This is a genomic window from Streptomyces sp. G45 (genome assembly GCF_049542095.1).
In the GTDB taxonomy this organism is placed as follows: domain Bacteria; phylum Actinomycetota; class Actinomycetes; order Streptomycetales; family Streptomycetaceae; genus Streptomyces.
In genome coordinates this window covers 2,604,500-2,616,280 of the sequence record NZ_JBMUZU010000001.1, presented here as the reverse complement: position 1 = coordinate 2,616,280, position 11,781 = coordinate 2,604,500, and the positions used below count along the sequence as shown (strand labels likewise).

The window sequence follows — 11,781 nt, the reverse complement described above, 5'->3', positions numbered from 1 at the left end:
TGGGCCGACTGGCGCAGAATGGGGGCATGACAGGTTCGGCCGAGCGGGCGCGCCACTGGACCTACGCCGAGCTGCCGGGCGTCGACCTGCTGCGGGCCCGCTACATCCGCAAGACCTTCGTACGGCACACCCACGAGAACTACGTGATGGCCGCGGTCACCGAGGGCGTCGACGTCTTCCACCACACCGGCCACGACCGCCACGCGGGGCCGGGGACCATCGCCGTGATCAACCCGGACACCCCGCACACCGGTCGCGCCGGGGACGCCGAGGGCTGGCGGTACGGCGCCGTCTACCCGGCACCGGACGTCGTCGCCGCCATCGCCGCGGAGACGACCGCCCTGCGCGGGACCCCCGGGTTCGTCCGGCCGGTCATCGAGGACTCGTACTCGTCGGCCCTGGTCCACCAGGTGCTGCGCGCCGCGGACGAGGGCAACGCCCTCGCCGCCGACACGTTTCTGCGGGCCGCCGTGACCCGCCTCCTGCGGTTGAACGGCGGCCTCGTGCCGCGGCGCGCCGTGCGGTCCGCGGGGGAGCGTGTCGCCGCGCGGGCGCGGGCCGTCCTGGAGGAGCGCCTGACCGACCCGCCGAGCCTGGAGCGGCTCGCCACGGACCTCGGGGTCGGCCCCTTCGCCCTGCTGCGCGCCTTCCGCGACACGTACGGCATGCCGCCGCACACCTGGCTCACCGACGCCCGCGTCCGCCGCGCCCGGCACCTCCTGGACGCCGGAGTCAGCCCGGCCGAGGCGGCCGTCGCCGTCGGCTTCACCGACCAGCCGCACCTCAACCGCCACTTCACCCGCATCGTCGGTGTGCCTCCGGGCGCCTACCAGCGCGAGCGCAAGAACGTACAAGACCACGCGCACCGGCTCCTCGTAGCGTCCCGGACGTGGCAGAACGAACAACACCCGCAGAGCGAGCACCCGGGGAGCGAACCTCCGGGGAGCGGACCCCCGGGGAGCGACCCCCTGGGGAGCGGACAACGCCCGCGGACATATCCCGGACGGCAGCGGACGGGCACCCAGTAGACGCGTCTCCCGCCGTCGACGGCGGCGGCGCTCCGGGACCGGACAGGAGTGCTCCAGAGACGGACCGGAGCGCCTCAAGGACGGACCGGAGCGCCCCAGGCCCGGACCGGGTCACCCCGGAGGGCCGCCCCGACTCCGTAGTGGTCCGCGACGCCCTCGGCGTCGGCATCGCCGTAGGCCTCTCCGGGTTCGCCTTCGGCGTGACCTCGGCGGGCAGTGGGCTCACCGTGCTCCAGACCTGCGCCCTGAGCCTGCTGGCGTTCACCGGGGCCTCCCAGTTCGCCCTGGTGGGCGCCCTCGCGGGCGGCGGGAACCCGTTCACCGCCGCGGCGGGAGCGTTCTTCCTGGGGGTGCGCAACGCGTTCTACGGGCTGCGGCTTTCGCAGCTGCTCGCCCTGCCGCGCGCGGTGCGGCCCTTCGCGGCGCACTGGGTGATCGACGAGACGACAGCGGTGTCCCTGGCCCAGCCGGGACGGCGCAGCGCCCGTCTCGGCTTCGTCGTCACCGGACTGAGTCTCTACACCCTGTGGAACCTCACCACCCTGGCGGGCGCGGTCGGCGCCGAGGCCATCGGCGACACCGACGCCTGGGGACTCGACGCGGCGGGCCCGGCGGCCTTCCTCGCGCTGCTCGCGCCGATGCTGCGCACGGCCACGGAGCGCGCGATCGCCGCTGTCGCCGTCCTCCTGGGGCTCGGTCTGCTGCCCGTGCTCCCCGTAGGAGTGCCCGTGCTCGCGTCAGCGCTGGCCGTGCCGACCGTGCTCTACGTAGAGGGTCGTCGGGCCAAGGGAGAGGACCACCAGGCCAGGGGCGAGGACCACCAGGCCAAGGGCGAGGACCACCAGGGGAGGAGCGGCCGATGAACGTCTGGATCGCCGTCGCCCTGACCGCCGTCGGCTGCTACGCCGTCAAGCTCGCCGGTCTCCTCGTGCCCGTGGGCGCCCTGGAGCGGCCCCTCGTGAAGCGCACGGCGGCCTTGCTGCCGGTCGCGCTGCTCGCCGCCCTCACGGCCCAGCAGGCCTTCGGCAAGGGGCAGTCCCTGGTGCTCGACGCCAAGGCCGCGGGGCTCGCGGCGGCCACCGTGGCGCTGCTGCTGCGCGCGCCGTTCCTCGTCGTCATCGCGGTGGCCGTCGCCGTCACGGCGGGGGCGCGGGCGCTGACCGGGTGACCGGGTTCCCCCGCCGACAGCGGGCGGCCCTCCGGAGAGTCGGCAGGAGGCCCACCCGGCGGGCCTCACCCAGGGGGCGCCCGTAGGCCCGCAGGGTGCGCAGCGCCTCGATCGTCACGATGGGCCGACACTCCAGGGCGGTGCCCGGAGCCCACTGCCGCCACCGGATCGGCCACCCCCCGTCCTCCCGCTGCTCACCGGCGAGGAAGTCCAGGGAGCGCCGCATCTCCTCGTCCGTGAACCACGCGCGGGCGAGCGAGTCGGGGGTCCTCGCGAAGTCGTGCGGGAAGTGGTGCTCGCCCGGCGCGTATCCAGGAGACACCGGGGTAGCGTCGGCGCGCTCCGGGTCCAGGACCACCAGGCGCTGGGCGCGCACCAGGCGGCCGAGCCGGTCGGCCGCCGCCTGCGCCCGCGAGCGGTCGGGCACGCCGTCCAGGAAGGCGACCGCCGCCTGGACCTCGTAGGGATGGGTCCGCTCCAGGGACTCGACGGCCGCCCAGCAGAAGTCGGTGGCCCGGAAGAGCCAGGCGTGCCAGACCTCGTTGCGGTGCAGCAGGCCCACCACCGGCCCGGTGGCGAGCAGGTCGCTGGGCGGGGCGTCGACCACGGGCAGGAACGGCGCCCTGGGGTAGCCGCGCTGGCTGGGATGGATCGCCGGAAGCGCCCCGTCCGGCGTCGACACGGCGGTCAGGTACCGGCACACGCGCTCCACCCGCAGGCCGCCGCAGCGCCCGATGGAGTCCAGGACGCGCAGCGCGTGCCCGGCGTGCAGCGGCTGGCTGACGGGGCCGCGCAGATCGGGTTCGAGCGCGTGGCCGTAGCCGCCGTCCCCGTTGGTGTACGCGGCCAGGGCGGTCTCGACCGCGTCGGCGCCGTCACCGCTGCCCGCGCCGCCGCTCAGGAAGTGGTACGCGAACCGTCGCTGTTCGAGGACGCGCGCGGTGAGCCAGACGAACTGCTCGGCGCGGGCGAGCGGGGAGGACGCGGCGTGCGGGGACGCTCCGTTTTCGGCCATGTTCAGACGGTAGGGCGGAACGCGCCTCCGACAAGCCCTCCGGGCTCGGCTGCACTCTCAGGGGCGCGATACTGGAGGCATGCGGTTGACGGTCTTCTGGCAGCGGATGGCGGCTCACTTCGGCGCGGGGTACGCCGACACCTTCGCGCGCGACCACGTGATGTCCGAGCTGGGCGGGCGCACGGTGCACGAGGCGCTGGACGCGGGCTGGGAGGCGAAGGACGTCTGGCGCGCGGTGTGCGCGGCCATGGACGTACCGGCCGAAAAGCGCTGACTCCGGAGTGCGGCCGCCCCTCCGTAGAGGCGGCCGCACCCGTGCGCACCCCTAGGAGAGGCAGGGACGGCGTCCGGATGCCGTCGCTGTGGGCGAGACTGGCACGGTGGCACCCAGAGACGAGACCGCGCAGATCACCCCCCAGGCAGCACCGCCCGGCACCACGCCGCCCGCCCGGCCCCCCGAGGCGGAGCGTGAGTACGGCTCCGGCATGCCGCGCTGGCTTCCGCGAGCCATGGTGCTCGCGCTCGCGCTGGTCGCCTGCTTCCAACTCGGCAGCTGGGCCTTCCACCAGCTCACCGGGCTGCTGATCAACATCCTGATCGCGTTCTTCCTGGCGCTCGCCGTCGAGCCCGCGGTGAGCTGGATGGCGGCGCGCGGGCTGCGCAGGGGCCTGGCCACGGCCATCGTCTTCCTCGGCGTCATCGTCGCGAGCGCGGGCTTCGTCACGATGCTCGGCTCGATGCTCGCGGGCCAGATCGTCGACATGGTCGAGGACTTCCCCGACTACCTGGACAAGGTCATCAACTGGATCAACCAGACCTTCGACACGGACCTGTCCCGCGTCGAGGTCCAGGACAGCCTGCTCCACTCCGACTGGCTCCAGAAGTACGTGCAGAACAGCGCCAGCGGCGTCCTGGACGTCTCCGCGCAGGTGCTCGGCGGCCTCTTCCAGCTCCTGACGATCCTGCTGTTCTCGTTCTACTTCGCCGCCGACGGGCCCCGGCTGCGGCGCGCCCTGTGCTCCGTCCTGCCGCCCGCCAAGCAGGCCGAGGTGCTGCGTGCCTGGGAGATCGCGGTCGACAAGACCGGCGGCTACCTGTACTCCCGCGGCCTGATGGCACTGATCTCCGGAGTCGCGCACTACGTCCTGCTCCAGGTCCTCGAAGTGCCCTACGCGCCGGTCCTCGGCGTGTGGGTGGGCCTGGTCTCCCAGTTCATCCCGACGATCGGCACGTACCTGGCCGGGGCCCTGCCGATGCTGATCGCCTTCACCGTGGACCCCTGGTACGCGCTGTGGGTGCTGGTCTTCGTAGTGATCTACCAGCAGTTCGAGAACTACGTGCTCCAGCCCAAGCTCACCGCCAAGAGCGTGGACATCCACCCGGCGGTCGCCTTCGGCTCGGTCATCGCGGGCACCGCGCTCCTCGGCGCGGTCGGCGCCCTCATCGCCATCCCGGCGGTCGCCACGCTCCAGGCCTTCCTGGGGGCGTACGTGAAGCGGTACGACGTCATGGACGACCCGCGGGTGCACGGACACCGCCGCCGGGACGGCACGCCCGTGCTGGTCCGCCTGCGGCGCGCGCTGATGACGCCGCCGGGCCGCGCGGCGGCGCCGGGGCGCGGGACCGACGGGCCGAACGGGCCGAACGGGACCAGGACGCCACCAGACCGCGAAGGCTGAGGCGCTGCCCGGTCACGGGGCTGCGAAGCACGGGTTCCGCCCACGGGCGCACACTGTCCTGTGCCATCGAAGTTTGAGCGATGGATGCCCCGCCCCCAGTGGAGCGCGGGCCATGAGGCGATCGGGAATACCGGGTGTGCTCACCGGGTCAACGCGAGCAGTTCATCGATCACTGGTTTCTCACCGCCGTTACCGAGGTGGGCGATGGCCGCGAACGGCGCGATCACCTGGCTCCAGGCGTGGAGCCGGTCGCCATCGAGCCCGCATGCCTCCGCCACGCGCGCGCAGCGGGTCTTGATGCCCTCCAGCCCGGCCCCGGCCACGACGTAGTCCACGGCGTCAAAGCACGGATCCCCGACGCAGGCTTTCGGATCGATGGCCATGAGACCGCGCTCCGCGCCGCCGTCGAGCACGTTGCCCAGGTGCAGGTCACCGTGGAGCAACACGGTGGTCGCTTGCGTGTCTAACAGCCGCTCGCACCGCTGGATGGCCCTGTCCCACGCGGTGACGTCCATCTGTGCACTGATCGCAGGCTCGGACAGCCGCCTGCCGACCCGGGCGAAGGCTTCTTCGCACCGGCCGCGCAGCACACGCGTCGGCAGCGGAGGCGGAGCGACCCCGTGCAGGGCGGTGAGCAGATCCGACCACTGTCCCGGAAGCGAAGTGGCAGGCATGTCCTCCGCTGGCGTTCCGGGCACGATCTCCTCCAGCACCATGGCGCCCGCTTCCTCGTCGACGGCCAGCACAGAGGGCACCCGGCCTGAGGCGGCGAACCACCCCAGCATTCCGGCCTGTTCGGTCAGGAAGGCCCGCTCCGGACTGATTTTCAGCACCGCAGGCGTGCCGTCGGGCCAACGGCACCGCAACGCGACCGACGAAGCACCGTCCGGGAGGGGCTCACCGAGCGAAAGTCTCCACTGGGACGTCAACCGCGCGATGAGATCCGGCGTGTCAGCGCACCATTCGGCAACCTGGGGACCGAATCGACGTACTAACCGCGTAGTGACGCTCTCCACATCCACCAGCCCTCGTTCCACACGGGTCAGTGTGCCGCTCGCGTGTTCTGTGTCCACCGCTTTTCCACCGCTCGCTGTGAACGCGGAGCCGACGAGCGAATCGGACCAGATCACGTGAGACTGCGGTTGGCCACGTCCACATCGGGTGGAACAAGGCCGGCAACATCGCAGCAGCGGATCACCACCCGCTCGGCTGCGGGGGAGCATCACCGAAGTTCGAGCGGTCCGGTGGCTGCCTTTAGAAGGTGAGCGTGGGCGGTGGGTGCGGTGCGCGGGTTCGGTTGAGCTGGTGTGTCCTGAAGTAGCGGGTGATGGCGGTCAGGGACAGGGCGATGTCGTGCTCGTCGACGAGGCGATCCCAGATCCCTTTGATGCCGAGTCCTTCCTCGATCAGCGGGTCGATGAGCTCCTTGATCGGATCGGTCGCGGGCACGCGTCTGCGGATGACTTCGTGGGGACGGGGTTGTGGTGCGGCCAGGGCTTGCCGGACAGTGCGGCGGGACACGTTGTGTCGGTTGGCCAGGGTGCGGACTGTGAGTCCTCTTCCTGCGGCATCGGGCGTGTGCTCGTGCAGCAGCAGTGTCTCCTCCAATGCTGCGACCAGGCTTTTCCACTCCGGGCCATAGGGGAAGGGGTGGGTGGGGATGAGGGTGAAGCGTCCGGCGATCTGAGCTCCGCGTGTGCCGGAGAGCAGAGTGGTGCGTTCGATGTTGATGCCGGCGTAGACGAACGTGGCGGGGATCCGCTCGGAGAAGTACTTGAAGGTGTCGGCGACCTCGGTCCCGTGCCGGGTGGTCAGGGAGATGTTGTGGAGCTCGTCGACCAGGACCAGGCCGGTGCGGGTGTCGGTGCAGACGCCGACGACGGCCTCGATGATGTCGGTGATGTTCAGTGTCCTGCGCCGGACAGGGATGCCCAGGAAGCGGGCGAATTCGGCGGCGATCATGCGGGCGGTCGCGGCGGGCGGGACCGTGATGTAGACCACCGGCAAGACCATCGCCCTCACCCAGCTCGGACGCTCTCACGAACTCCTCGACCGGGCCCGTCACCCCCGCCACACCGGCCGGATTCCCGTCGTCGTCCACTGTGCCGTACTTCGGCGTCTTGCGGACCGGCCGGTGATCGGCCAGCCCCAGCACCCCCGAAGTCTCATAACGGCGCCGGTAGTTGCCAACCGTGCTCGCACTCACCTTGTGCCCGGCCGCGGTCACAGCGAACGCGATGGGGCGTACTGGGGTTTCGGCTCCGTGCCCGCCTCAGCGTCTGGCGGCAGCCCGTTGAGGACCTCCAGGATGTGGCCCTCCCACCACAGCGCCCTCTCCAGCGCCGCCTGGGGCAGCGTCTCCAGCAGCGACACCGGCGGCAGCGGCATCCGGCCCGAACTGTCCACGACCTCAAAGTCGCCATTGGCGAACAGCAGGGCCGGAGGAACAGCCCGCGGCGTGCCGCCTATGTCCGACAGCGTCACCGAGCGGCCCGTGACCGCAAGGACCAGCCGGACCTGCCCGTCGAACCGGACCCGTTCCCCGACCGCCAGACCGTCCGGCCGAATCAGCCGCCCCATCACAGCCCCCTTGTCGTCGCGTGCACCAGGGAGTCCGACCCCAGCAGCCGCGCGGACATGTCTGTCGCCAGAACGCCGCACCACAGCAGATGGAACAGCACCGGCAGCACCATCAGCGGATCACCCACCTCCATGGCGCCGACCCGCAAGGGCCCCGGCTCGCAGCCGGTCGGCAACGTCCCGGCGCAGACACCGCCGCCTGCGATAGCGCGACAGCCACCGCATGTTCGCCATCAGTAGCGGATTCGGGACACCGGCCTGCACGAACTCCCAGCCGACCGCCCGGCAGGCCCGTTTCGTTGCTGCGAAAGCCTCGGCAGCAATCTCATCGACGCGGTCGGCCGCCCGGACATCGACAACCCACCCCGTCCCGTCCGCGAGGCGCACGAAGTAGTCGGGAGCGTGGCGGCGCCTGCGGCTGCCGTCATGCCAGTGCAGCCAGAACGGCTGCGAAGCGATACCCGTCACCTGCGGATCAGCGTCGAGGAGGATCAGCCGGTCCCGCTCCAGCCGCGACTCGTACCCGATGTGCTCACCCGTCGTCGCGCAGAAGTGCCAGCCCGCGAAGCTCTCCCGCCCTTGGGCCAGCGGAACGGCCGCACCGGCGCCACCCGCTCGAAACGAACACCCCAGCACGAGGCGAGCGACCGCCGAACCTGTACGCCGCCTTCCAAGAACCTCAGATCAAACGCTCCGAGATCAGGATCCGCGTACGCACCCGCGAGCTCCCCCACTGCCACCCCTGACACACAGGCACCTTGCGTCACTCAAACTTCGGTGGCACAAACCTAATGATCATCAACCTTCGATGGCAATGATCAAGGTTCGATGGCACAGGACACACACCTCGGCCGCGCCCCGCGTGGTGCGCTTGACAGCAAAATCGAACATCCATTCTCATGGGGGCTCCGGCGGCGTTTCCCGGGGGTTCGCGGGGGGATTCCTGGGGCGCGCCGGTGGATTCCGGCGGGCCGGGCGCCCTGAGTTATCCACAGGCCGGGCGGGCGTCGGGGCGCATTGTCAGTGGCAGGCGTTAGCGTCTTTGACGTGAAGCGATCGACTCAAGCAAACCGGGTGGAACCCATGGCAGGAACCGACCGCGAGAAGGCGCTCGACGCCGCGCTCGCACAGATTGAACGGCAATTCGGCAAGGGCGCAGTGATGCGCATGGGCGAGCGGTCCCAGGAGCCCATCGAGGTCATCTCCACCGGCTCGACCGCGCTCGACGTGGCGCTCGGCGTCGGCGGCCTGCCGCGCGGCCGTGTGGTGGAGATCTACGGCCCGGAGTCCTCCGGTAAGACGACCCTCACGCTGCACGCCGTGGCCAACGCGCAGAAGGCCGGAGGCGCCGTCGCCTTCGTGGACGCGGAGCACGCCCTCGACCCGGAGTACGCGAAGAAGCTCGGCGTCGACATCGACAACCTCATCCTGTCCCAGCCGGACAACGGTGAGCAGGCCCTGGAGATCGTGGACATGCTGGTCCGCTCCGGCGCCCTCGACCTGATCGTCATCGACTCCGTCGCGGCCCTCGTGCCCCGCGCCGAGATCGAGGGCGAGATGGGCGACTCGCACGTGGGTCTCCAGGCCCGCCTGATGAGCCAGGCCCTGCGGAAGATCACCAGCGCGCTTAACCAGTCGAAGACCACGGCGATCTTCATCAACCAGCTCCGCGAGAAGATCGGTGTGATGTTCGGCTCCCCGGAGACGACGACCGGTGGCCGCGCGCTGAAGTTCTACGCGTCGGTGCGCATCGACATCCGCCGCATCGAGACCCTGAAGGACGGCACGGAGGCGGTCGGCAACCGCACCCGCTGCAAGGTCGTGAAGAACAAGGTCGCCCCGCCCTTCAAGCAGGCCGAGTTCGACATCCTCTACGGCCAGGGCATCAGCCGCGAGGGCGGCCTGATCGACATGGGCGTGGAGCACGGCTTCGTCCGCAAGGCCGGTGCCTGGTACACGTACGAGGGCGACCAGCTCGGCCAGGGCAAGGAGAACGCCCGCAACTTCCTGAAGGACAACCCCGACCTCGCCAACGAGATCGAGAAGAAGATCAAGGAGAAGCTGGGCGTCGGCGTGCGCCCGGAGTCCGCGGACGCCGAGTCGGGCGCGGACGCCGCGGGCGCGGCTCCCGCCGCCGAGGAGACCGCCAAGACCGTTCCGGCGCCCGCGGCGAAGGCCACCAAGTCCAAGGCCGCGGCGGCCAAGAGCTAGCCCGTGACACGACGAACCGACTGGGCGGACCGCATGGGCCCCGTGGACCCCGTGGTCCACGGCCACGTGGGCGGCCCGGAAGCGGGCGGCGCCGGTCCGGACGGTCTCTCGCCGGACGGCCCGGGGCCTGACGGAGACGGCCTCGGGGTTCCCCGGGGCCGTGACCGGAACGGCCGGGGCGGTGGCCGCCGTCGGCGGCGCGGTGGTTTCGGCGACCCACAGGACAGCGGTTCCCCGCCCTCGTCGAGGGCCGAGGGCGGGGAGCCGCCGACGGGGGACCCGGCTGAGCGGGCGCGGGCGATCTGCCTACGCCTGCTCACCGGGACACCCCGCACCCGCAAGCAGCTGGCCGACGCGCTGCGCAAGCGGGACATCCCCGACGACGTGGCGGAAGAGGTCCTCTCCCGCTTCGAAGAGGTCGGCCTGATCAACGACGAGGCGTTCGCCGACGCCTGGGTGGAGTCCCGGCACCACGGCCGGGGTCTGGCCCGGCGGGCCCTGGCGCGAGAGCTTCGCACCAAGGGCGTGGACCCGGCGCTGATCGACGGCGCCGTCGGACAGCTCGACGCGGAGCAGGAAGAGGCCACCGCCCGCGAGCTCGTGGCCCGCAAGCTGCGCTCCACGCGCGGCCTCGACCGCGACAAGCGGCTCCGCCGCCTCGCGGGCATGCTCGCCCGCAAGGGGTACGCGGAAGGCATGGCGCTCCGCGTGGTGCGCCAAGCGCTGGAGGAAGAGGGAGAGGACACGGAGGAGCTGGGGTACGACGACGGGTTCTGACTCCGGTGACGGGCTCTGCGCCTGGCGACGAGTTCCGACCCCGGCGAGGGGGTCTGCGCATGGCGACGAGTTCTGGCTCGGGTGAGGGGTTCCGCGCCTGGCGACGAGTTCTGACCCCGGCGACGAGGTCTGGGCCCGGGGCCTCAAGCCCATGCAGCCCCGCCCCCCCGGAGCCCGCCCTGGGCGAGGCCCCTATGCCGGAGCATGGTCCCCATGTCCCCATGCCCCCGTGCTCCGCCGGGACCAGCCGCCCCCACCCCCTCCCGTGCCCGCCCCGGGCGCGGGGCCCGGTCTCAGGCCCGGCCCTCGGTCACCGGAAGCCCGGCCGCCCTCCACGCCTGGAAGCCGCCGACGAGGTCGGTCGCGTACCGCAGACCCAGTTGTCGCAGGGAGGCGGCGGCGAGACTCGACGCGTAGCCCTCGTTGCAGATGACGACGACCCGCAGGTCGTGGTCGACGGCCTCGGGGGCGCGATGGCTGCCGAGCGGGTCGAGGCGCCACTCCAGTTCGTTGCGCTCGACGACCAGCGCCCCGGGGATCAGGCCGTCGCGCTCGCGCAGCTCCGCGTACCGGATGTCGACGAGCAGCCCGCCCGACCGGGCCAGGTCGTACGCGTCGCGGGGCGAGACCCGGTCGAGAGTGCGGCGCACGCGCTCCAGCAGATCGTCTATGCCGATGGGCGTCTCGGGTACCTCAGGCACCACGGCCACCTCCCGGGCCTTGGGTACACCCTCCACACCGTTGACCTCAAGGCCCGCGCTCACTGCCAGTCCTCCGGGCGCTCGACGTGCTCCAGACGCAGGACGGCCCCGGTGCGGCTGTAGCGGCGGATCTGCGGCAGCGGAGGGTAGTAGGCGTGGACGGAGATGGCGTGCTCGGTGGGGGACTCGTTGAGCACCTCGTGGACGTGGTTGCGGCCGAAAGCGCGGCCCTGACCGGTGGCCAACTTCCGTTCGCGGTCGACGCCTTCGGTGAGTTCCAGGGTCTTCCAGCCGTCGGTGGGCAGCCGGACGGCGAGCGAGTTCTCCTTCAGGGAGCCCGCGGCGGTGGTGAAGGCGCCGACGGACTCGGCGTGGTCGTGCCAGCCGGTGCCGGTGCCCGGCGGCCAGCCGATCAGCCAAGCCTCGCTGCCGCGGGGCCCTTCGAGGCGCACCCAGGTGCGGCCCTCCGGGTCGAGCGGCAGGGAGGCGACGAGGTCGCTGTCGGCGGCGGTGCGGCGGACGAAGTCGAGGAGTTCGGCGGAGGTGGGCGCGCTGGTGGAGGCGCGGGAGCCGACGGGAGAGGGGAAGCCTGAGGCAGGCGCAGACATGAGAACCGTCCTGT

14 protein-coding genes and 2 pseudogenes are annotated in these 11,781 nt (G+C 71.6%); 8 read left to right on the top strand and 8 right to left on the bottom strand.

All coding sequences use genetic code 11. The features are described from left to right. The first annotated feature begins 26 nt into the window (after positions 1 to 26). The 3 genes from ACOBQU_RS10345 (at position 27) to ACOBQU_RS10335 (ending at position 2,196) form a co-directional block, all read left to right on the top strand. Complete coding sequence (locus tag ACOBQU_RS10345) at positions 27 to 1,028, top strand: AraC family transcriptional regulator (RefSeq protein ID WP_423626004.1); 1,002 nt, start codon at positions 27 to 29, stop codon at positions 1,026 to 1,028. Between the two features lie 140 nt (positions 1,029 to 1,168). Continuing rightward, a complete protein-coding gene (locus ACOBQU_RS10340; protein WP_423626002.1) occupies positions 1,169 to 1,891 on the top strand; it encodes an AzlC family ABC transporter permease in 723 nt (240 codons plus the stop codon). Next, the gene (locus tag ACOBQU_RS10335) at positions 1,888 to 2,196 is read left to right on the top strand and encodes an AzlD domain-containing protein (RefSeq protein ID WP_423626000.1); all 309 of its coding nucleotides are present in this window, start codon (positions 1,888 to 1,890) and stop codon (positions 2,194 to 2,196) included. Before ACOBQU_RS10340 ends, ACOBQU_RS10335 begins: the two co-directional genes overlap by 4 nt. On the opposite strand, the gene ACOBQU_RS10330 is transcribed toward ACOBQU_RS10335, so the two are convergent. Next, the gene (locus ACOBQU_RS10330) at positions 2,165 to 3,211 is read right to left on the bottom strand and encodes a hypothetical protein (protein ID WP_423625998.1); all 1,047 of its coding nucleotides are present in this window, start codon (positions 3,209 to 3,211) and stop codon (positions 2,165 to 2,167) included. The two genes, ACOBQU_RS10335 and ACOBQU_RS10330, sit on opposite strands and share 32 nt — an antisense overlap. Before the next feature lie 79 nt (positions 3,212 to 3,290). Here ACOBQU_RS10330 and ACOBQU_RS10325 point away from each other — a divergent pair, with 79 nt between their 5' ends. After that, complete coding sequence (locus ACOBQU_RS10325) at positions 3,291 to 3,485, top strand: DUF3046 domain-containing protein (protein WP_423625996.1); 195 nt, start codon at positions 3,291 to 3,293, stop codon at positions 3,483 to 3,485. 106 nt (positions 3,486 to 3,591) lie between these two features. Next, positions 3,592 to 4,890 carry an AI-2E family transporter gene (locus tag ACOBQU_RS10320; RefSeq protein ID WP_423625995.1) on the top strand — a complete coding sequence of 433 codons (1,299 nt, stop codon included), beginning with the start codon at positions 3,592 to 3,594 and terminating at the stop codon, positions 4,888 to 4,890. Between the two features lie 140 nt (positions 4,891 to 5,030). Here the strand turns inward: ACOBQU_RS10320 and ACOBQU_RS10315 are convergent, their stop codons facing one another. Together ACOBQU_RS10315 and ACOBQU_RS10310 are read right to left on the bottom strand one after the other, a co-directional pair. After that, on the bottom strand, positions 5,031 to 5,906 hold the full coding sequence (locus ACOBQU_RS10315; RefSeq protein WP_423634389.1) for an aminoglycoside phosphotransferase family protein: 876 nt from the start codon (positions 5,904 to 5,906) through the stop codon (positions 5,031 to 5,033). Between the two features lie 556 nt (positions 5,907 to 6,462). After that, positions 6,463 to 6,897: pseudogene (locus ACOBQU_RS10310) on the bottom strand (TniB family NTP-binding protein); the annotation flags it as partial. Between ACOBQU_RS10310 and ACOBQU_RS10305 the strand changes: the two are divergent. Next, a pseudogene (locus tag ACOBQU_RS10305) lies at positions 6,890 to 6,985 on the top strand (ATP/GTP-binding protein); the annotation flags it as partial. The pseudogenes ACOBQU_RS10310 and ACOBQU_RS10305 sit on opposite strands and share 8 nt — an antisense overlap. Positions 6,986 to 7,113: 128 nt before the next feature. Here the strand turns inward: ACOBQU_RS10305 and ACOBQU_RS10300 are convergent. Genes ACOBQU_RS10300 through ACOBQU_RS10290 form a run of 3 tightly spaced genes read right to left on the bottom strand, consistent with a single transcriptional unit; the run spans position 7,114 to position 8,106 of the window. Beyond that, on the bottom strand, positions 7,114 to 7,470 hold the full coding sequence (locus ACOBQU_RS10300) for a hypothetical protein (protein WP_423625992.1): 357 nt from the start codon (positions 7,468 to 7,470) through the stop codon (positions 7,114 to 7,116). Beyond that, positions 7,470 to 7,604 carry a hypothetical protein gene (locus ACOBQU_RS10295; RefSeq protein WP_423625987.1) on the bottom strand — a complete coding sequence of 45 codons (135 nt, stop codon included), beginning with the start codon at positions 7,602 to 7,604 and terminating at the stop codon, positions 7,470 to 7,472. The genes ACOBQU_RS10300 and ACOBQU_RS10295 overlap by 1 nt, the downstream gene beginning before the upstream one ends. Further along, entirely contained in the window at positions 7,591 to 8,106 is a 516-nt protein-coding gene (locus ACOBQU_RS10290) for a TnsA-like heteromeric transposase endonuclease subunit (RefSeq protein ID WP_423625985.1), read from the bottom strand. Before ACOBQU_RS10290 ends, ACOBQU_RS10295 begins: the two co-directional genes overlap by 14 nt. A gap of 447 nt (positions 8,107 to 8,553) precedes the next feature. Here ACOBQU_RS10290 and recA point away from each other — a divergent pair, with 447 nt between their 5' ends. Both recA and recX read left to right on the top strand, forming a co-directional pair. After that, positions 8,554 to 9,681, top strand: a complete 1,128-nt coding sequence (gene recA, locus ACOBQU_RS10285) for a recombinase RecA (RefSeq protein WP_423625983.1) — start codon at positions 8,554 to 8,556, stop codon at positions 9,679 to 9,681. A gap of 3 nt (positions 9,682 to 9,684) precedes the next feature. Continuing rightward, positions 9,685 to 10,458 carry a recombination regulator RecX gene (gene recX / locus ACOBQU_RS10280; RefSeq protein WP_423625981.1) on the top strand — a complete coding sequence of 258 codons (774 nt, stop codon included), beginning with the start codon at positions 9,685 to 9,687 and terminating at the stop codon, positions 10,456 to 10,458. Between the two features lie 293 nt (positions 10,459 to 10,751). Here recX and ACOBQU_RS10275 read toward each other — a convergent pair whose 3' ends face one another. Together ACOBQU_RS10275 and ACOBQU_RS10270 are read right to left on the bottom strand one after the other, a co-directional pair. After that, positions 10,752 to 11,162 (bottom strand): rhodanese-like domain-containing protein, encoded by a 411-nt coding sequence (locus ACOBQU_RS10275; RefSeq protein ID WP_423625979.1) that lies wholly within the window; start codon positions 11,160 to 11,162, stop codon positions 10,752 to 10,754. 56 nt (positions 11,163 to 11,218) lie between these two features. After that, positions 11,219 to 11,767 (bottom strand): cysteine dioxygenase, encoded by a 549-nt coding sequence (locus ACOBQU_RS10270; RefSeq protein ID WP_423625978.1) that lies wholly within the window; start codon positions 11,765 to 11,767, stop codon positions 11,219 to 11,221. Between the last annotated feature and the right edge of the window lie 14 nt (positions 11,768 to 11,781).